The organism is Paraburkholderia sp. Clong3, assembly GCF_050436485.1.
GTDB lineage: Bacteria > Pseudomonadota > Gammaproteobacteria > Burkholderiales > Burkholderiaceae > Paraburkholderia > Paraburkholderia tuberum.
Genome location: NZ_JBNDMH010000001.1, coordinates 247,810 through 268,209 on the forward strand (window position 1 = coordinate 247,810; position 20,400 = coordinate 268,209).

Here is a 20,400-nt window from a genome sequence, read left to right on the forward strand (position 1 = left end):
CCGCCAATGACCGTCCTCTACAAAGCCGATCCGGTGCGTGGAGCGCTATGGGCCGAGCGCTTCGCGCAGCTGGCGCCCGACGTGCCGTTCCGGGTGTGGCCGGACATCGGCGATCCCACGGCCGTGCGCTATCTGGTCGCATGGCAACCGGGAGACCTCGCGCTCACGCTGCCGAATCTCGAAGTGGTGTTTTCGGTCGGCGCGGGAGTCGATCAACTGGATCTGTCGCAGATTCCGGCGCATCTGCCGGTGGTGCGGATGCTCGAGCCGGGCATCGTCGAAGGCATGGTCGAATATGTCACCGAGGCGGTGCTGGCGATTCACCGCGATCTGTTCGATTACGGGTTGCAGCAGCGGGCGCGCGTCTGGCAGCCGATGCCGTTGCGCGCCGCCGCGTCGCGTCGAATCGGCGTGCTCGGCCTCGGCATGCTTGGCCGTGCGGTACTGGAGCGTTTGCGGCTGTTCGGCTTCGCCTGCGCGGGCTGGAGCCGCTCGAAGCATGCGCTCGAAGGGATCGACTGCTATGCGGGCGAGGCCGGGCTCGATGAGTTGCTCGCCCGTGCCGACATCCTGATCTGTTTGCTGCCGCTCACGGACGCCACGCGCGGCCTGCTCTGCCGGCGGGTATTCGACATGCTGCCGCGAGGCGCGTCGCTGGTTCACGTCGGCCGCGGACCGCAACTCGTCAGCGCCGATCTGCTCGACGCGCTGCAACGCGGGCAGATTCACAGCGCGGTGCTCGATGTCATCGACCCCGAGCCGTTGCCCACCGACCATCCGCTGTGGGCGCAACCGCGCGTGCGCATCACGCCGCATATCGCGAGCGCGACGCGGCCCGAATCGGCCGTCGATGCGGTACTGGAAAACCTGCGCCGCTATCGCAGCGGCGAGCGGATGAACGGCTTGATCGACCGGACGCGCGGCTACTGATACCCATGCGCGGCCCGACCCCCGAACGCAACCCCATTTCGCCATCCGCGCGGCGTCAGCAGACGGCGCGCGATCACGGCAAGGAGAGAGACGTATGACCCGCAAATACCGCATTGCCGTGATTCCCGGCGACGGCATCGGCACCGAAGTGATGCCCGAAGGCCTGCGCGTGCTGGACGCCGCATGCAAACGCTTCGACATCGGCATCGACTACCGCCATATCGAATGGGCGTCGTGCGACTACTACGCGCAACACGGCCAGATGATGCCCGACAACTGGAAGGCGCAACTGCAGGACTGCGATGCGATTCTGTTCGGCGCGGTCGGCTGGCCCGACAAGGTGCCCGACCATATTTCGCTGTGGGGCTCGCTCCTGAAGTTTCGCCGCGAATTCGACCAGTACGTGAACCTGCGCCCCGCGCGGCTGTTCGAAGGCGTGCCCTGCCCGCTCGCTAACCGCAAGCCGGGCGATATCGACTTCATGATCGTGCGCGAAAACACCGAAGGCGAGTATTCGTCGGTGGGCGGCACGATGTTCGAGGGCACCGAGCGCGAAGTCGTGATGCAGCAGTCGATCTTCACGCGCCACGGCACCGAGCGCGTGATGAAGTTCGCGTTCGACCTTGCACGGCGTCGAGCGAAAAAACTCACGGTTGCAACGAAGAGCAACGGTATCGCGATCAGCATGCCGTGGTGGGACGCCCGCGCCGATGAAATGGCCGCCCGCTACCCGGATGTGAAGATGGACCGTCAGCACATCGACATCCTGTGCGCGCGCTTCGTACTGAACCCGGATCGCTTCGACGTGGTGGTCGCATCGAACCTGTTCGGCGACATCCTTTCCGATCTCGGGCCGGCGTGCACGGGGACGATCGGCATCGCGCCGTCGGGCAACCTGAATCCCGATCGGCGTTTTCCGTCGCTGTTCGAGCCGGTGCATGGCTCGGCGCCCGACATCGCCGGCAAGGGCATTGCCAATCCGGTCGCGATGATCTGGTCGGCCGCGATGATGCTCGACTTTCTCGGCCACGGCGCGGGTGTCGAGCGCGATGCGCACGACACCATCGTCGCCGCGATCACGCGGGTGCTGAAGGAAGGCCCGCGCACGGGCGACCTGGGCGGCAGCGCATCGACCTTGGAGGTCGGCGCGGCGATCGCGGCTCGGGTCGCCAATCCGTCCTGATCACTCACAGAGCAGGCAGCACTGACTGCCCGGCGCGCGTCGGGCGCTCTGCCATCGCATGCCAACCGGCACGGAGACCTCATATGAGCACGAATCTCGAACAACAGGCCCGCGCGCTGATCCGCACGGAGAACTTCATCAACGGCGAGTGGGTCGCCGCCGCGAGCGGTCGGCGTTTCGCGGTCACCGATCCGGCGACCGGCAAGCTGATCGCGGAAGTTGCCGACAGCGGCCCCAGCGACGCGCGAGCGGCCACGGACGCCGCCGCCAAAGCGCTGCCCGCGTGGCGCGCGAGGCTGGCCAGCGAACGCGCGGCGGTACTGCGCCGCTGGCACGCGTTGATCGTCGCGAATCGCGACGCACTCGGTGCGTTGATCTCACTCGAACAAGGCAAGCCGCTCGCCGAAGGACGCGCCGAGGTGAACTATGGCGCGTCGTACGTCGCGTGGTTCGCCGACGAAGCCACCCGCATCTACGGCGACCTGATTCCGCAGCAGCAGCGCGGCAAACGGATGAGCGCGGTCAAGGAACCGATCGGGGTCGTCGCGGCCATCACGCCCTGGAATTTTCCGCTTGCGATGATCGCGCGCAAGATCGCACCCGCGCTCGCGGCGGGCTGCACGGTGGTCGCGAAACCCGCGGAAGACACGCCGCTCACCGCGATCGCACTGGTGATGCTGGCGCACGAGGCGGGCGTGCCGAACGGCGTGCTCAACCTGATCTCGGCTTCGCGTGCGGCGGCGGCCGAGACGGTCGGCGACTGGCTCGCCGACAGCCGTGTCCGCAAGATCACGTTTACCGGATCGACGCCCGTCGGCAAGCATCTCGCGCGCGAATCGGCGGGCACGCTGAAGAAGCTCTCGCTGGAACTCGGCGGCAATGCGCCGTTCATCGTATTCGACGACGCCGACCTCGATGCCGCGGTCAATGGCCTGCTGGCCGCGAAATTCCGCAATGGCGGGCAGACCTGCGTGTGTCCGAACCGCGTCTTCGTGCAGCGCGGCGTATACGAACGTTTCTCCGCGCTGCTGTGCGCGAAAGTGGCCGAACTGCGGGTCGGACCCGCCAGCGACCCCGCCTCGCAGATCGGGCCCATGATCAATGAGCGCGCTGTGGACAAGATCGCTCGTCATGTCGAGGACGCGCTCGAGAACGGCGCGCTCGTGCTGACGGGCGGACGACGGCTCACCGAGCTGGGACCGCACTACTACGCGCCCACGGTGCTGGGTAACGCCACGTCGTCGATGGTGTTGTGCGGCGAGGAAACCTTCGGCCCGGTCGTGCCGCTGTTCCCATTCGACAGCGAGCAGGAAGCGGTGCAGGCCGCCAACGACACGCCGTTCGGGCTCGCCTCGTACTTCTACAGCGAGAACATGCGCCGTATCGAGCGTGTCTCGCGCGCCCTGGAAGCTGGCATCGTCGGTATCAACGAAGGCGCGCTCGCTTCAGAAGCGGCGCCGTTCGGCGGTGTGAAGGAATCCGGCTACGGTCGCGAAGGATCGAAGTATGGTCTCGATGACTATCTGTCGATCAAGTATCTGTGTCAGGGAGGTCTGGAGTAAACATGGAAGCCTATCCGATCGAAGTCGCATTTCCGGACCTCTCGGTGCACGCCGACGGCAATACCGGCATTGCATACGTGCACTCGTTCGACTCCGGCCAAGCCGGGCCGCACGTGATGATCAATGCGCTCACGCATGGCAACGAAGTGTGCGGCGCGATCACCGTCGACGCGTTGTTGCGCAGCGGCCTGCGCCCGCGCCGCGGCAAGCTCACGCTGTCGTTCGCGAACGTCGCCGCGTATGCGCGGTTCGATCCCGCGACACCAGACAAAGCGCGTTTCGTCGATCAGGACTTCAACCGCGTCTGGACCGCCGCGAAGCTCGACGATCTGGCGACCCGCTCGTCGGAACTCGATCGTGCGCGCGCGATGCGGCCGGTGATCGACACAGTGGATCTGCTGCTCGACCTGCATTCGATGCATGAAAAAAGCGCACCGCTGATCGTCGCGGGGCCGCTGCGCAAGGGAGCCGAACTGGCCGAGCGGCTCGGCACGCCCGCCACCGTGATTCAGGACGAAGGCCATCCCGAAGGCCGCCGGATGCGCGACTACGAGGGCTTCGGCGACGACGCGAGTCCGAAGAATGCCCTGTTGATCGAATGCGGCCAGCACTGGCAAGCCAGCGCGGTGACGGTTGCGCGCGACTGCACCGCACGCTTTCTGTTGCTGTCGGGCATCGTCGACGCAGCCGACCTGCCGCCCGGCTGGATCGCGCCATTGCCCGACGAAATGCGCATCGTGCGCGTGACCGAACCGGTCGTCGCCAGGAGCATGGATTTCCGTTTCGCGGGTCCTTATACAGGCCTCGAGACGTTCGACAAGGCCGGCACCGTGATCGCATGGTCCGACGGTCAGCCAGTCTCGACTCCGTACGATGACTGCATGCTGGTGATGCCCTCGCTGCGCCAGTTGCGCGCCGGCGTCACCGTGGTCCGGCTAGGCCGGATCGAACGACGTATCGACCTCCGCTCACGACAACAGGAAACAGCGCAATGAAAGTTCAGCAGATCAGGCAAGCCGCAGAAGTCTCCGCACTGGAGGATTGGGGAACCGCGGGCCTGCCCGGTACCGAACCGTCGCGCGTATCGGGACGCCAGTACGTCATTCCCGGTCACGAAGCAATCGATACCGGCGTGTTCGAGTGCTCGCCCGGCACCTATCGGCGCTCCGTCAAGCAGGCGGAGGTGATGCATTTCATCAAGGGCAGCGGCACCTTCACGCCCGACGGAGAAGACACGGTCCGCTTCGCCGCCGGCGACACGCTATTTTTCCAAGCCAACACGGAAGGACTCTGGAACATCGATGAAACGCTGCGGAAGATCTACGTGATCTTCTGACAGCGTACGCACCCGGTATCCGGCTGCTCATGTCAATCATGGTTGCTCAAACATGCTAAGAATCGACGAAGTCCCGAATAGCGAGGGGTTCCCCGATCGCTGCGACGTAGCCGTGATCGGCGGCGGCATTATCGGCGTCAGCACCGCTTACGAGCTGGCACGGCGCGGCGTATCGGTCGTGCTGCTCGAAAAAGGCATCATTGGCGCGGAGCAGTCGGGGCGCAACTGGGGTTGGGTGCGTCAGCAGAACCGCGACCTTTACGAGTTGCCGCTCGCGATGCAGAGCCTGAAGCGTTGGGGCGAGTTGAGCGACGAACTCGGCGAGGACATCGGTTTTCGGCGCAGCGGCATTCTGTACGGAAGCGAGCAGTCTGCCGATGTCGCCCAGTGGGAAGCATGGCTCGGCAAGGCGCGCGCGCTCGGCTTCGACAGTCAGCTGCTGTCGGCTCGGGAACTGGCCGCGCGCGTTCCGCATAGTCGGGCGAAGTGGGCGGGCGGCGTGTGGTCGCATTCCGATGGACGCGCGGAGCCGTCGCGAGCAGCGCCTGCCATCGCAAGAGGCGCGCAACGACTCGGCGCGCGCGTGCATCAGACCTGTGCGGTTCGCGGACTCGACAGCAGCGCGGGTCGAATCTCCGGCGTATGGACCGAGCGCGGCCGGATTGGCGCGAGCAGCGTCGTGCTGGCCGGCGGCGCGTGGAGCGCCCTGTTCTGCCGGCACCATGGGATCGATCTGCCGGCGGTCAATGTGATCGGCACCGCGCTGCGCACGGCGGAAGCGCCGGCCGTGATAGACGGGTGCTTCTCCGGCCCGAACTTCGCGTTGCGGCGGCGGCTGGACGGCGGCTACACGATCGCGGTGCCCGGCTATGGACGCATGGAGATCGCGCCACAGAACCTGCGGCACGCGGTCAAGTTTCGCCAGATGTTCCGCAGCAAACTCACCAAGAAGCTCAAATTCCGGATCGCGCAACCTTTCTTCGGCGGCCCCGAAGGAAGTGCGGACTGGCGCCACGACGACATCTCTCCGTTCGAGGTGACGCGGGTTCTCAATCCCGTGCCCGATGCCGAGTGGCCGACCCGTGCACTCCAAAACGTTGCGACGGTCTTTCCCGAACTGTCGGGATTGCGTATCGCTCATGCGTGGGCAGGCGCGATCGACACGATGCCCGATCTGGTGCCGGTGATGTCACGCGTGGAGAGCAGGCCGGGCCTTGTGATCGCTTCGGGGTTCAGCGGTCATGGATTCGGGCTGGGACCGGGAGCCGGCATGCTGGCTAGCCGCATCGTGACGGACGACGCGACAGGGATCGAGACACAGCCATATCGATTGACGCGCTTTAGCGATGGCACCCGGCTGGCGAAACCCGAGATGATGTAACACCCGACGTCGCCCCGCGAAAGCGGGCCTTCAGTGCTGTACAGCCGCGCTCAGCGTACCCCGCGAAATCTCATGTTTATGGCTTGCGATCGATGAACGATTGATCGCGCAATCGTGGCAAACACTGACCATCAGACCATTGCAGTTGAGTGCCGACCACGCTTGATCCGATCTGCGCCAGCGCATGACCGATGACACGCGGGAATCGGCTTGTAATATCCTGCTAAAAAGGTCATCCGCGAGCGGCTTTGGGCAACCCCAATCGACCTCGACGGAGCCCATGGGGGGAACAGCATGAAAGGGCTTCCTTCTGGCATTGGCTTGCGCGTGTGTGCTGCCGGCCGCCGCGGCGCAGGATTTATTGCCTGGCCCTGCGCCCGGAGCCCCGGTCGCCGCGACGGACTTCCTGGCCCTGGCCAGGCGAGTGGTCGACGCCGCTTCGCGATCCGCTGCACCCTGGAAGGGGCCACGCAACGGGCCACCTGCGCAATCTGGAAAACACATCGCGGTCGTCGCCGAGGATTTGCGCAACGGCGGCATCCTCGGTGTGGTCGATGGTGTGCTGGAGGCGGCCAAGGTGATCGGCTGGCGCGTGAGGATCTTCGATTCCGCGGGTGCGGCCGACCTGCGTCTGAAGATGCTCGCGAATGCGCTGGCAAGCCACCCCGACGGTCTGATCCTCGCCGGCGGCGACGCACGCGCGCTGCTCCCCGCGCTGCGGCCGTTTGCCGAGAACAACATCCCGATCGTCGGCTGGCATGTCGCGGCCCGGGCCGGACCGGTGCCCGGCACGCCCGTGGCGATGAACGTGTCGACGGATCCGCTCGAGGTCGCGCGCGTGACCACGCTCGCGGCCATCGTGCAGTCCGGCGGGCATGCGGGCGTCGTCATCTTCACCGATTCCAATTTCCGAATTGCGCAAGGCAAGGCGGATGAAATGGCTGCCGTCGTTCGCGCGTGCAGTGGCTGTACCCTGCTTGAAGTGCGCGACGTGGCGATTTCGCGCAGCCGGGAACTGGTGCCGGGGACGACACGCGCCCTGCTCGCGCGTTACGGCCCGCGCTGGACCTGTGCGCTGGCGATCAACGACATCTACTTCGACTACGCCGCCCCGGTGTTGACCCAGGTGGGAATGCCGAACGCTGCAATGATCATGCTGTCGGCTGGCGACGGCAGCGAGTCCGCCTTCCTGCGCATCCGCACCGGCACGTTCCAGACCGGCACCGTGGCCGAACCCCTGAATCTGCACGGCTGGCAACTGGTCGACGAAATGAACCGACTTTTCGCGGGCGTTGGCGTCACGGGTTACGTGACGCCGGTGCATCTCGTGACGGCGGACAACGTCGCCGCGGACGGCGGCGATCGTCTACTCTACGACCCTGACAACGGCTATCGCGACATTTATCGTCAGATCTGGCAACGACCGTGAAACTGCCTTTCCCACAATCGCTCACCGCTCAATTTGCGCTCGTTGTTTCGTGCCTGGCCGCGCTGGTGGTCGTCGTCGGAGCCACGACGATTTACTCGTTGACCGGTTCGGCCCACTCGATCCGTGAGCTGGCCGAAGAGCGGCTCACGCGCCTCGCGGATGCGCAGGATCTGGTACAGCACACGCTGACCATTGAACGCCTCGCATTGCAGTTGTCTCGCGACGATACGATCGATGCCGTGCGCGAGACCCATCGGCATGTGCTCGAACAGCTGGCATCCTTCGACCGCCTGGTTGACCGCCTGGCCTCCGCGGCCGCAAGCGACGACCCAGGGGTCGACGCGCTGACGCTTTATCGGTCGAGCCAACGCTTTCGCAACATCGCCAACATCGAGGCGCAGGTGCGCGAGACCGCGCTCGGCCCCCGGGGTGCGCCGGCGGATGGGCAGCGGCCGGGCGTGTCGCTGACCAGCCTCGACAAGGACCTGCGCGGCGCGGCCGAGGCTCTGGCCGTCGCGGCGCAACGGCAGTCCGATTTTTTGACGCGCGACTACCGCGAAGCAGTCCAGGATCTGGCCGTTCGCGCAGATCGCACACGCAAATGGGTGGCGGGTGGAGTCGCGGTGAGCCTGCTGCTCACCTGGCTAATCGCCCGCGAATTCCTCGGGCGCCATGTCGTGGCGCGCCTGCGCCGCGTCAGTCACTTTCTGCGGCACGGCGATGCCGGGAGCACGCAAGCCGGAGTCCCCGTGCACGGCGGCGACGAGATTGCCGATATGGCGCGCGCAGTCGAGCAGTTCCTTGAAGACCGGCGCCAGCGCCGCCAGGCCGAGGATGCGTTGAAGGAGCTCAACGCCGGACTCGAGGCGCGGGTCGCACAGCGCACGGCCGAACTCAGTACGGCGCTTGCGGGTCAGGCGGCCGAGATCGCCGAACGTCAGCACGCCGAAGATGCCGTCCGGGAAAGCGAGAACTTTCTTAACAGCATCGTCGAAAACATCCCGGACACGATCTTCGTCAAGGAGGCCGCGACCTTGCGCTTCGTGCGCTGCAACAAGGCGGCGGAGCAACTTCTCGGCTACCGGCGCGAGGAGCTCCTCGGCCGGTCCGTCCACGATCTGTTTCCCGCGGCGGAGGCTGAATTCTTCGCGCTCAAGGATCGGGCCGTGCTGGAGTCGCATCACATGATCGACATACCGGAAGAGCCGGTTCATACGCGACATGGCGTGCGCCTGGTGCACACGATGAAGATCCCGATCGCCGATGTGCGCGGCGTGCCGCAGTTCCTGCTCGGCATCTCACGCGACATCACGGAGCACAAGCATGCCGAAGCGGAATTGCGGCGCTATCGCGAGCACCTCGAAGACATGATCCGAGAACGGACAGCGGAACTCGCCGTGGCCAAGGAACATGCAGATACGGCCAACCAGGCAAAAAGTAACTTTCTCGCGCACATGAGCCACGAACTGCGTACGCCGCTGAACGCGATTCTTGGTTACGCGCAGATCCTCACACGCGACACGACTCTCGATCAACGCCAGATCGACGGACTCGCAGTCATCCAGCGCAGCGGCGAACACCTGCTGATGCTCATCGACGACATCCTGGATATAGCCAAGATCGAAGCTGGACGAATGGAACTCAATCTTTCCGACGTTCCGCTCGAACAGTTCGTCTACTTTGTCGCCGAGACGATGCGGGTCAAGGCAACCGAAAAGGGACTCGCCTTCGCTTGCGAGATGCAGCCCGATCTGCCCGCGGCTGTCCGGGCGGACGAAATACGGCTGCGTCAGGCGCTGCTCAACCTGCTTTCCAACGCGATCAGATTTACCGAGCAGGGGAGCGTGCATCTGAGCGTCGCTTTTACGCCGCCCTCGCGACTTTGTTTCAAAGTGCAGGACACCGGCATTGGGATAGATGAAGGGCGCCTGGAGGAAATCTTCAGGCCTTTCGAGCAAGTGAGCGACGACCGGCACCGCTTCGGCGGCACGGGGCTCGGGCTCGCCATCAGCCGGCAACTCGTACGCCTGATGGGCGGCGAGATCCATATCGAGAGTCGCCGCGATATCGGCAGCGTCTTCTCGATCGAACTGGATGTCCAGGTGGTGGCGCCCCCGGCGGCTGTCGCCGCGTCCGGACGGATCGTGAGCGGCTACAAGGGGCCGCGCAAGGCTATCCTGGTCGCGGATGACGTGGCGGAGAACCGTGCCGTGATGGTCGATATGCTGGGGCCGCTCGGATTCGACATGGCGGAGGCTGGCAACGGATCCGAAGCTCTGGAGAAAACCCGCTCCCTGCATCCTGCGCTTGTCCTGATGGATGTGGTCATGCCCGGGATGGACGGGCTCGAAGCCACGCGTCGCCTGCGCCAGATGCCCGAGTTCCGGGATCTGCCCATCGTCGCAGTCTCCGCAAGTGCCTCGGGGACCGATGCGGCGCAAAGTCTCGCGGCCGGCGCAAACGCTTTTCTTGCCAAACCGATCGATTTCGGCCGGCTATTGTCCCATGTCGCATCGCTCATGAATGTCGAGTGGATCGACGAAGCGACCAAGGGGCAAGTCACTGGCGCGGACCACACGGCTGTACCCGCTGCCGCTCCTTTTACCGGGCCCTTGATGGCACCGCCGCAGGGCGAGATCGAAGCGCTGCACTACCTGGCGCGACTCGGCGACATGCGTGCCATCGTGCAACACGCCCGACACTTGAGCGAGCTCGACGAGCGCTATCGACCCTTCGCAGACCACCTTTGCCGATTGGCGAAGGCTTACCGGTCCAAGGCGATCCTCAGCTTCGTCGAGCAATATCTGGAAAGGAGGCTACTGCGGTGATTCGCGCCTCAGAACGCGAACCGCATCATCCTTCGTTTTCTACTCGACGATCATGCCGTGCCGGATCGCGTACCGGATCACCTCAGCGTTGTTGGAAAGCCCGAGTTTCTGCATCAACCGCATCTTGTGTGTGCTGATCGTTTTCGCGCTGAGGGCACATGCCTGGGCAATTTCATTGATGCTCCTGCCTGCCGCGAGCATCTGCAGGACCTCGAATTCGCGGTCCGACAGTACTTCATGCGGCGGCACGTCGCCGCGCTGTGTATCGAACACCATCGCATCGACGAGCTTCGGATCGATGAAACGGCCGCCGTCCGCGAGCTTGCGGATTGCCGCGAGCAGCACCTCCGGGTCACTGTCCTTGGTCAGATATCCCGTTGCTCCCGCGCGCAGCGCGCGAGACGCGACCTGAGCCTCGTCGTGAATGCTCAGCACCAGCACCGGCAACGAAGGATGTTCCGCCCGTACCCTGCGGATCAGAGCGACGCCGCTGATGCCGGGCATCGTCATGTCGAGCAATAGAAGATCGAGCGCGCACGAGCGCAGCTTGTCGATCACTTCCGCTCCTTGCGCCGCTTCCGCCGCAACAACGATATCGCTCGTGGTCGCGATGATCTGTCTGAGTCCGCCACGGACTATCGCATGATCGTCCGCAATGAGTATCCTGATCATGTTCGAGCTCCGCCATCGAGCGGGATATGAATCGAAACCATGGTGCCCGCGCCCGGCGAGCTGTCGATCGAAAGCGATCCGCCGATCAGCCGCGCGCGCTCGTTCATGCCGAGCAGGCCATATGAATAGTCGCGACTCACCACTTGCTGATCGAAGCCGCATCCGTCGTCTCGCACATGCAGCAAGAGCTGTGCAGCCGTCGAAACAAGCGTCACCTCGACACGCGTGGCGGCGGCATGACGCGCGACGTTCGTCAGCGAAGCCTGTGCAATGCGGAACAGGGCCGTCGCATGGGCGTCGGACAGCGCGGGTTCGCCGCCTTCGATGCGCAATTCACACGCAATGGCATTGCGGCGGTTGAACTCGTCGACAAGCCATTCGAGCGCAGACACGATGCCGAAGTTAAGCGCCGCGGGCCGCAGGTGGCTCGCGACATTGCGCACCATCGAGATCGTGCCTTCGACCAGTTGGCGCATATCGTCGGCTTTTTTTGTCGCTTCCGCGTCGTGCGCGATGCGCATTTTGAGCAGAGACACGTCCATCTTGAGCGCGGTCAGCAATTGCCCCAGCTCGTCGTGAATTTCCATCGCAATGCGCTTTCTCTCGTCCTCGCGAATCGCCTCCATGTACGCGGACAGTTCGCGCTGCTGCTCGCGCGATTCGACGAGTTCCTGTTCCATCTGCTTGCGCCCCGTAATGTCATTGAGGCCCACATAGATCGCGGGAGAATCGTCGTAAGTCGCGACGCGCGCCGTCGCGATCGCCCAGAACCGGGTACCGTCCTGGCGCCGGAACTGTATCTCCGTGTTGCGCAAGCCACCCTTGGTCCGCAGATGTTCGATCAAACGCTCGCGCTCGCCCCGCTCGGCGTAGAAATCCGCGATATTGGCGGACGAGCCTTCGTCCATGCCGAAGAGTTCGCGCAGCGGCGGGTTCGTGTACAGGATGTGCCCATCCGGCATCGAGGTGATGCACAGCGGCACCGGACTCGTTTCGACAATCGCGCGAAAGCGAGCCTCGCTTGCCTGCAGGCGCGCGTCCGCGCGCCGCCGCTCGTCGATCTGCGCCCGCAAGTTGGCGTTGGCGCGCGCCAGCTCTTCGGTGCGCAATGCGACACGTCGCTCCAGATCGTCGCGCGCTTGCGATAGCGCGGCCTCCGTTTCCTTGCGCACGGCGACTTCCGCCAGCAGTTGCCGGTTCTGCGCGAGAACCTGCTTGTGCATCACCCGCAGCTCGAGGTGCACGCCAACGCGCGCGACCATCTCATCGACGCGCAATGGCTTGGTCACATAATCGACACCGCCCACCAGAAAGCCTTCGACGCGGTCCTCGTTGTCCATCAGCGAGGTCATGAATATGACGGCGATATCGCGCGTGCGCTCATCGCGCTTGAGGCGCCGACAGGTCTCGAAGCCGTCGATGCCCGGCATCTTCACGTCGAGCAGGATCACATCGGGCTGCGAGAAGGCTGCGCGCTCCAACGCTTCGATACCGTCGAGCGCCACCAGCACGCGAATGCCGCGCGCCTCGAGACTGTCGACAACCACGCCGAGATTCCCCGGCGTATCGTCGACGATCAGAATCGTGCCCGTATACGCGACCGGAGCGGCGAGATGGCTCATGATGCGGTGTTCCCTTCGAGATACCGCTCAGCGGGTTGCAGGAGCCCGCTCCACCATGCGTCGAAAATGTCGAGCGCCATATATCCCCGCGAGTGCCGCCGTTGTGGTCGTCCTATTCTGCACTCGATGCCGGCGCCTGGTCCATCACGCCCGCTCCGGGTTTCAAACGTCCGATGAAACGGCGCGCCCCCTGGTCTCACAGCCGCCGCATGCGTGCCTGTAAGCAGTTGCGCGCCTGGCCGGCGTTGCCGTTCGCTAGTGCGACACCTCGCCCGCCACCGCGATCAGTCGGACCGTGCGCGGCAAGGTCAGTTCGTCGATGAGGTCGGCCACCTCGCACAGCGCGCGAAAGTCATACTCGTCGATCTGGTCCGCGTGATTGCGCCGCAACTCGCGCATGGTTTGGCCCAGGCGCCTGAGCGCGTTGGTCGTGCTGTCTATCAACGGCCAGCAGTGCATCAAATACGCAAGCGATGTCACGCTGCGCGTCTCGCACCAGGTGTCGAACAGTCGCAGACATATCACGTCGATTTGCTCGATGACGTTTTCCCGCTCCGATAGATAGCCGATCATGTTGCATCAATTCGACATTGCATTTCGATGGCTCATCATCTACGAGCAGAATGTGTGTCGCATTCAGCGCAGGCTGGAAAATCAGGGTGTGACTTCCTGATTCGCGTGTCAGGAAATCCTTAGTGTCATTCATGGCGAAAGCCCCCGCAGATGGGCAAGGACCCTTAAATGCCGTTCTACATGCTGCTCCGGTTCAGGAAGTCCTGACGGCTAAAACCAGTGATTCCTGAAACGACATTCCGGCCGGCGCCGATTGGACGCACGCACCGATCGCCATAGCATCGAATCATCGTGCATCGCGGGGAAAATCATGGCGGGGAACACATCGCTGCGTTCTCAGGTCGAAAAACTCGTTGGCCCGACCGGGGGCCGAGGGGCGCGCGTGCGTCTGCTGAACCGCTCGCGCTCGGGTGGAACATGCCGGGTGCGCATTCAAATCGATCTGCCGACCGGGGCGTTTTCACTCTTCTTCTTTCGCCATGCCGACGGCACATGGCACGTGTTTCCGCCGGGCCAGCGCCGTCCGGAAATGGGGATAGGCCGCATGGCGGCCTGATCGTTCAGCCAGCCGGGGAAATGCACATGCACGACGATGCTTCGAACACACTGCCGCAGGACGTGATAGAACTGCGCGCGTGGCTCAACGACTGGTACGACCATGCATTCGCCGTAGGCTATGTCCATCCGCCCTTCACGCTCGATGAAGCGACAGCCGACCGGCTCGAAGGCTACTTCAAGGCGGGCCTGACGCCGGCCGAAGGCGCAATTTTGTTCTTTGGCGTCGTGCATTGAGAGGCGAGCGATGAAGGCGAAAGACCGTGAAGTCAATCAATGAAACATCACATTGTCGGGCGTTATCGCGGATTCGTCATCGAAGCGCACATGGAGCCGCGGACGGCCCGTTTGTCCGATGGAATCGCGCTGACATATCGCGTCACATGGTCGTTGCGTAGAAGGACACGAAAACAGCACGTCACCGGTGACTTAGCCGATGCCGTTACCTACGGGTCGGAAAGTGTTGCTCTCACGTGCGTCGACCGCAAGGCTCGCGCTCTTATCGATGCCATGCTGGCTCGCGCAGCGTCACGCGGACTCGAACGGTCATGAAAGAAATACGGCTCGACTAGCCGCGGACATCCCTGCCGAGATACGCAGCGACCGCGCCTGTCACGGCGAAGCCAGGCAATTGCTCCGGCGACGCCAGATGCGCGGCGACGATCTCGCGATTATCGAGCCGCAGTTCGGGTAAGCAATCGAGGCGCAGTTCGAAGAAATGTACCCGGTCTCTTCGCCCGTCCCACATGCCGGCGGCGCTGCCTGCCGGCAGTAAGGGGTGAGACGCAAGTCCGATCTCCTCTTCCATCTCGCGCAGCGCCGCAGCAGCAGGTGTCTCACCGGCCCGGATACTGCCGCCCGGAAGTCCCCATTCGGCGCGGTACGACGACTTCAGCAGCAGCAGCGACTGACCGACGTAGATTGGGCGGATTCAACCGGTCGATGCAACGCAATGAACGCCGGATGAGCGGCTCACGGTGCAGAGGAAAACATGAGCGGACCTACGAGTAGGCGATGGACCTTCTCATGGCCGCAGACTTCAATGTGAGAGCTAGTCAGGAAGATTGGAAAGCAATTGGTCGCGCTGGCCAAACGTATCGTTGCGGCTCGCTCCGACCGGTCGGCGAGTTACGATCCACATACGTTTTCGCCCCGGCGCCCGCGTACGAGAGAAAGAGCGGCTTCATCATCGGTTGTGAGGAGTTTTGCTCCCACGAGCTTTTCCCTACACACGGCTTTAGCCATGCTCTGACCTCGCTTCTGCATGAGCCATCGGATAGGCCACACCCGCGCGGTCTGATCCGCGGACGCAGTTACCACCCGCTGGCCGTCCGGGCTGAAGGCGGCGGAGAAAACCGGTCCCTGATGTCCGGTGAGCTTCGCGATCACCTCGCCGGTCGCCGCGTCCCACACCCGCGCGGTCCCGTCCGCGGACGCGGTCACCACGCGCTCGCCGTCCGGGCTGAAGGCGGCGGAGAAAACCGCTCCCTGATGCCCACCGAACTGGGCGATCTGTGTGCCGGTGGCCGCGTCCCACACCCGCGCGGTCCTGTCCGCGGACGCGGTCACCACGCGCTGGCCGTCCGGGCTGAAGGCGGCGGAATAAACCAGATCCTGGTGCCCGCTGAGCTGCGCGATCTGTTTGCCCGTGCTCGCGTCCCACACCCGCGCGGTCCTGTCCCGGGACGCGGTCACCACGCGCTGGCCGTCCGGGCTGTAGGCGACGGAATCAACCGGGCCCTGATGCCCGCTGAGGAGCAAGATCTGTTTGCCGGTGGCCGCGTCCCACACCCGCGCGGTCCCGTCCCGGGACGCGGTCACCACCCGCTGGCTGTCCGGGCTGAAGGCGGCGAAGCAAACCCACCCCTGATGCCCGCCGAGCTGAGAGACCTGTTTGCCCGTGGTCGCGTCCCACACTCGCGCGGTCCCGTCCCGGGACGCGGTCACCACCCGTTGGCCGTCCGGGCCGTAGGCGACGGAATCAACCGGGCCCTGATGCCCGCTGAGGAGCAAGATCTGTTTGCCGGTGGCCGCGTCCCACACCCGCGCGGTCCTGTCACGGGACGCGGTCACCACCCGCTGGCCGTCCGGGCTGAAGGCGGCGGAAATAACTGACCCTTGATGCCCTCTGAGCAGCAAGATGCCCATCGCCGCGTCCCATGCGCGCGCGGTCCTATCACGGGACGCAGTCACCACCCGCTGACCGTCCGGGCTGAAGGCGGCGGAATTCACCGGCCCCTCGTGTCCGGTGAGCTGCACGATCACCTGGCCGGTCGCCACATCCCACACCCGCGCGGTCTTGTCATCGGACACGGTCACCACGCGCTGGCCGTCCGGGCTGAAGGCGGCGGCGCTCACCGGTCCGCGATGTCCAGTGAGCTGCACGATCGCCTGGCCGGTCGCCGCGTTCCACACCCGCGCGGTGTTGTCATCGGACGCTGTCGCCACGCGCTGGCCGTCCGGGCTGAAGGCGGCGGAGAAAACCGCTCCCCGATGCCCTGTGAGCTGCGCGATCACCTGGCCGGTCGCCGCATCCCACACCCGCGCGGTCTTGTCATCGGACGCGGTCACCACGCGCCGGCCGTCCGGGCTGAAGACCGCGGAGCTTACCGGTTCCCGATGCCCGGTGAGCTGTGCGATCACGTGGCCAGTCGCCGCATTCCACACCCGCGCGGTCCTGTCCGCGGACGCGGTCACCACGCGCCGGCCGTCCGGGCTGAAGGCGGCGGAGAAAACCGGTTTCTGATGCCCGCTGAGCTGCGCAATCTGTTTGCCCGTAGCCGCGTCCCATACCCGCGCTGTCCTGTCCGCGGACGCAGTCACCACGCGCCGGCCGTGCGGGCTGAAGGCGGCGGAATAAACCAGATCCTGATGCCCGCTGAGTTGCGCAATCTGGTTGCCCGTAGCCGCGTCCCATACCCGCGCGGTCCTGTCCGCGGACGCAGTCACCACCCGCTGGCCGTCCGGGCTGAAGGCGGCAGAATAGACCAGATTCTGATGGCCACTGAGCTGCACAATCTGTTTACCCGTGGCCAGATCCCACACCCGCGCTGTCCCATCCCAGGACGCGGTCACCACCCGCTTACCGTCCGGGCTGAAGACGGCGGAATCAACCGCATTCTGATGGCCGCCGAGCAACGCAATCTGCACTGATGCTTGCGCACCACGCATAAGCTCAAGCTCTGCTTCTGCCGATCCCGGCGAGAGCCAACCGTTGCCCATCGCCAGCATCGCGAAGCGCATTGCGCGGTCATAATTTCCCGCGTCGTTCGCCGTTGTCGCGGCCGACGCCAACGCCAGGGAAGTCTGGCGTGCGACCGTCCAAGTCTGGTGAATGATCCACCCGGCAGTCACAATTAGAATGAATACGATTGTGCCAATCAGTACCTGGATGCGTCGCTGCGCGCCCTGTCCGTGCCCGCTCTTCGTTGACATGGGCTTGATCCTCAACGATTTGTTGCAACTGCGACTCGCGCTCCGCGCGTGCAACCTCGTTGCGCCCGCAGCAAGTCCATCGATAGGAAAGGTCGTCCGCGCCCAGCCGAAAGCAATTTGCACATGTCCAATTCGCAAAGAAATCGCTCGCCCCACGCCGTCGCCCAGACGTCTGGGGGCTTCCGGTCGCATCGTCTCACGCCACGCCACGCACCCGATTCCAGGAAACAGCACATCAGTGCGCACCAGTGTCCGCTGCGGGCCGGCAAGCGGTTCTCAATTCAGCTATCGGTCCGGGTTCGGCCAACTCCCGCCATTCGACCTTAGGTGCAGGAAGACATTCGAATGTCGGTACCACCCAAAAAAAACAGCCTCTCAGTCTGGGGAAGATCGGCGCCGCTTTCTCGGCCTTATGCGAAAGGGTGAGCCGACCAGGATGAGACGGAGGGCTGCCCGCACAAGAAAAGCCCGCAAGGGATCGCAGGCTGTGGGACAGTCATTCGCGGTTGCGGGCCGTACGAATGGCGCTGGTAACTATAGGTCTCGTGGCGTGCACGCCCTTCATTTGGGGCTGACCGAGTCGCACGCACTCTGCACGACGGCGTCATACGCACTGCTCGAATGACCAGCGACGCGGTAACTCACCACCTTTTCATTGCGGATGAAAACTTCGGTAAGCAGGTTGCCAACATAGCCGTTGTAACTGTTTTTCGCATTGACTATCAGATACACGCGATAACCGAACACAGCAGGCGCTCCAAGTGCGGCTCGCGTCCATCCCGACGATGGTTCATTCAGATATTGCACCACGGCGCTCGAAGGTTCATTTAGCATTGTCTGCCGATAGGCATCGATCAGGGCTTCGTAGTCGTCAGGGTACGTGCCGTAGGTCGCTGCCTCCGGCGTGTTCTTGTCGCACATCGGCGCAACCCGTGAGCACGCCTGCGATCAACACACCCGCGCTCGCGGCCCTCAGCTTCGTTTTCATCATTTCACCTACGCGGACAGGTTTTTCATACGGCTTCTTATCTCTTGTCTGTACTTTTTGTGGCGCAGTATAGCCAGAGCAAAGGGGCGAGTGCCACTGATCGAGGAGCTAGACCTTCGTTGTTAGAGACTTCCACTCTTTACTCCTTGCCGGTCTCCCGGCGCACTGACAAGTTTATTGCGCTCTACGGTTCTGATCGGGACTGGATCGCAGTGGCCAGGTCAGGCCCTAAAAGCCGGGCGGGGGCGGCAAAGGTAGGCCGGGTGGGGGGGGCAGCGATGGCAGCGATGGCGGGGACGACAGCGACGGAGGGGACGGAGGGGACGGAGGGCGCGGCAGGGACGGACGGGACGGCAGGGACGGAGGGGACGGCAGCTTTGGCAACCCACCTACGGGCGGCTTGAGCATATCGATAACGGATTTCAGCTTTTGGGCGATGGCCTCGGTGACCGCCTTTTTCGCTTCGTCCGCGAGCGCCTCGCACACGGCACGGATGATCTCGGGCGGCGTGGCGCCGTTAGTGGTCGCGCCGATATTGGCGAGATGCAGCGGAGGCAGCGGTACCGTAAGCGGGCCTCCGGGCAGGTGCATGTCAAGTGAGAGTGTGCCGCCCATGACGGTGAGGTTGCGGATGATGACCTTGCGCGCGTTGCTGCCGGCCCGGATGGCGGCCGGGGTGGTGGAATAGGCCTGGGCGTTATTCTTGATGGTCTCCAGGTTGCTGGTGGCGGTGGGACTTTGCGCCTTGTAAGTAATCTGCGGCGCAATGACTGTGGCGGAATCAACAATGACAGGGCCGCCGCCGAGAAGTGAGCCGCTTTCCACCTGCAAGGCGATACGGTCCACCACTACGGCGTAGGGCGAAGAGAAACCAGTGGGGTTGCCCACGGTAAGTCCATCAAGCGCGCCCACGCCGGTTAAGGGCGAGAATTCGACGCTACCCACGAGCACCTGCGTCTGGGTCGCAAGCGCGCCTTCCGTCTCGATGGCGGACTTGATGGATGGTTCGAACCGGGCGAGCAGGGTCCACAGCGCAATAGCGGCGACGGCGAGCAGGGCGGCAACGGCAAGTCCGAGGGTTTTTTGCATGGTGTTGGGTGATCCATGAAAGGCGGTGGCCCGTCCAGACGCGCGGCCGTGTTCATCAGCAGTCGCCAATATTGACTACAGAAGTGGCTTGGAAATGGAAAAATGGGAAGGCGGTCTGAAGGGGCTTTGTTCGGATGGGGCTACTCTGCAATACCCCCATCCGAACAGCGCGGGGGCCGGGTGTTGGGTGTGCAGCGTAAGGGGGACTGAAGGGGCAAGCGGTTGAGCGCGAAGCTCGAGTCCGGCGATAGGTCGTTGCGACTGACCTTGCCAGCCGCAACGACCTCAGCTTAGGACTGTTGAAAACAGGTCACTCTGCCTGAACCTTCTTCGGCTTAGGCGGCGATTGCACCTTCGCGTACTGGAACTCGGGCGTTGCCTTCAGGGCGTCCTTGGTGGCGCCCGGCAGATATAGATTGCCGCCGCGCACGTCGAGTGCGGCGATGGGCACCGCGACGTCATGCGTGGCGACGCCGAGGAAGCCGGCTGTAGCGACGATGGCCGCCGACACGGAGCCGTCCGGGGCCACGATCAGATCTTTGACCGCGCCGATTTTTTCGTTCTGGTCGTTGTAGACCGATTTGCCCAGCACGCTCTTCTTGACGCTCCATCCCTGCAAAAGCGCCTGGGACTGGCTAATAGTGACGCTCAGAGTCTGTGTGCCGGCGACCTGTGCGTGCGCATCGATACATGCTGCAAGTGCCACTGCTACCAATACTGCCTTGTGCAAAGCCATACGTTCACTCCATGGTTAGATTCGGTTTCTGGCACGTTCTTCGGCCCCGGGGCGCGACGCCGGCCAATGTCCCTTCGCTAC

The 20,400-nt window shown here is 64.0% G+C and carries 17 protein-coding genes and 1 pseudogene; 10 read left to right on the forward strand and 8 right to left on the reverse strand.

Annotation, left to right across the window (positions count from 1 at the left end):
• Positions 1-6 precede the first annotated feature (6 nt).
• The 8 genes from OKW30_RS01315 (at position 7) to OKW30_RS01350 (ending at position 10,649) form a co-directional block, all read left to right on the forward strand.
• The gene (locus OKW30_RS01315) at positions 7-930 is read left to right on the forward strand and encodes a 2-hydroxyacid dehydrogenase (RefSeq protein ID WP_184071940.1); all 924 of its coding nucleotides are present in this window, start codon (positions 7-9) and stop codon (positions 928-930) included.
• Between the two features lie 94 nt (positions 931-1,024).
• On the forward strand, positions 1,025-2,113 hold the full coding sequence (locus tag OKW30_RS01320) for a tartrate dehydrogenase (RefSeq protein ID WP_429345766.1): 1,089 nt from the start codon (positions 1,025-1,027) through the stop codon (positions 2,111-2,113).
• Between the two features lie 83 nt (positions 2,114-2,196).
• On the forward strand, positions 2,197-3,675 hold the full coding sequence (locus tag OKW30_RS01325; RefSeq protein ID WP_429345767.1) for an NAD-dependent succinate-semialdehyde dehydrogenase: 1,479 nt from the start codon (positions 2,197-2,199) through the stop codon (positions 3,673-3,675).
• 2 nt (positions 3,676-3,677) lie between these two features.
• Positions 3,678-4,670, forward strand: coding sequence for a M14 family metallopeptidase (locus tag OKW30_RS01330; RefSeq protein ID WP_429345768.1), 993 nt, complete (start codon positions 3,678-3,680; stop codon positions 4,668-4,670).
• Positions 4,667-5,011 (forward strand): cupin domain-containing protein, encoded by a 345-nt coding sequence (locus OKW30_RS01335; protein WP_018422376.1) that lies wholly within the window; start codon positions 4,667-4,669, stop codon positions 5,009-5,011. The genes OKW30_RS01330 and OKW30_RS01335 overlap by 4 nt, the downstream gene beginning before the upstream one ends.
• Positions 5,012-5,063: 52 nt before the next feature.
• The gene (locus OKW30_RS01340) at positions 5,064-6,392 is read left to right on the forward strand and encodes an NAD(P)/FAD-dependent oxidoreductase (RefSeq protein ID WP_429345769.1); all 1,329 of its coding nucleotides are present in this window, start codon (positions 5,064-5,066) and stop codon (positions 6,390-6,392) included.
• A gap of 331 nt (positions 6,393-6,723) precedes the next feature.
• Positions 6,724-7,821, forward strand: coding sequence for a substrate-binding domain-containing protein (locus tag OKW30_RS01345; protein WP_429345770.1), 1,098 nt, complete (start codon positions 6,724-6,726; stop codon positions 7,819-7,821).
• Positions 7,818-10,649, forward strand: coding sequence for an ATP-binding protein (locus tag OKW30_RS01350; RefSeq protein WP_429345771.1), 2,832 nt, complete (start codon positions 7,818-7,820; stop codon positions 10,647-10,649). The genes OKW30_RS01345 and OKW30_RS01350 overlap by 4 nt, the downstream gene beginning before the upstream one ends.
• A gap of 39 nt (positions 10,650-10,688) precedes the next feature.
• On the opposite strand, the gene OKW30_RS01355 is transcribed toward OKW30_RS01350, so the two are convergent.
• The 3 genes from OKW30_RS01355 to OKW30_RS01365 all read right to left on the reverse strand — a co-directional run bounded on the left by OKW30_RS01355 (position 10,689) and on the right by OKW30_RS01365 (position 13,516).
• Positions 10,689-11,321, reverse strand: a complete 633-nt coding sequence (locus tag OKW30_RS01355) for a response regulator (RefSeq protein WP_184071954.1) — start codon at positions 11,319-11,321, stop codon at positions 10,689-10,691.
• On the reverse strand, positions 11,318-12,943 hold the full coding sequence (locus OKW30_RS01360) for a response regulator (protein ID WP_429345772.1): 1,626 nt from the start codon (positions 12,941-12,943) through the stop codon (positions 11,318-11,320). Before OKW30_RS01360 ends, OKW30_RS01355 begins: the two co-directional genes overlap by 4 nt.
• Positions 12,944-13,198: 255 nt before the next feature.
• A complete protein-coding gene (locus OKW30_RS01365; RefSeq protein WP_187630710.1) occupies positions 13,199-13,516 on the reverse strand; it encodes a hypothetical protein in 318 nt (105 codons plus the stop codon).
• Between the two features lie 310 nt (positions 13,517-13,826).
• On the opposite strand from OKW30_RS01365, the gene OKW30_RS01370 reads away from it, so the two are divergent.
• Together OKW30_RS01370 and OKW30_RS01375 are read left to right on the forward strand one after the other, a co-directional pair.
• Entirely contained in the window at positions 13,827-14,072 is a 246-nt protein-coding gene (locus OKW30_RS01370; RefSeq protein ID WP_184071958.1) for a hypothetical protein, read from the forward strand.
• Positions 14,073-14,098: 26 nt separating this feature from the next.
• The gene (locus OKW30_RS01375) at positions 14,099-14,308 is read left to right on the forward strand and encodes a hypothetical protein (protein ID WP_090811076.1); all 210 of its coding nucleotides are present in this window, start codon (positions 14,099-14,101) and stop codon (positions 14,306-14,308) included.
• 331 nt (positions 14,309-14,639) lie between these two features.
• On the opposite strand, the pseudogene OKW30_RS01380 reads toward OKW30_RS01375, so the two are convergent.
• From OKW30_RS01380 to OKW30_RS01400, 5 genes and pseudogenes are all read right to left on the reverse strand, one after another.
• Positions 14,640-14,993, reverse strand: a pseudogene (locus OKW30_RS01380) (NUDIX domain-containing protein); the annotation flags it as partial.
• Positions 14,994-15,199: 206 nt separating this feature from the next.
• Positions 15,200-17,506 carry a WD40 repeat domain-containing protein gene (locus tag OKW30_RS01385; protein ID WP_429345773.1) on the reverse strand — a complete coding sequence of 769 codons (2,307 nt, stop codon included), beginning with the start codon at positions 17,504-17,506 and terminating at the stop codon, positions 15,200-15,202.
• 561 nt (positions 17,507-18,067) lie between these two features.
• Positions 18,068-18,427, reverse strand: a complete 360-nt coding sequence (locus OKW30_RS01390) for a hypothetical protein (protein WP_184071960.1) — start codon at positions 18,425-18,427, stop codon at positions 18,068-18,070.
• 295 nt (positions 18,428-18,722) lie between these two features.
• The gene (locus OKW30_RS01395; RefSeq protein ID WP_429345774.1) at positions 18,723-19,583 is read right to left on the reverse strand and encodes a hypothetical protein; all 861 of its coding nucleotides are present in this window, start codon (positions 19,581-19,583) and stop codon (positions 18,723-18,725) included.
• 310 nt (positions 19,584-19,893) lie between these two features.
• Positions 19,894-20,319 (reverse strand): PRC-barrel domain-containing protein, encoded by a 426-nt coding sequence (locus OKW30_RS01400; RefSeq protein WP_184071963.1) that lies wholly within the window; start codon positions 20,317-20,319, stop codon positions 19,894-19,896.
• Between the last annotated feature and the right edge of the window lie 81 nt (positions 20,320-20,400).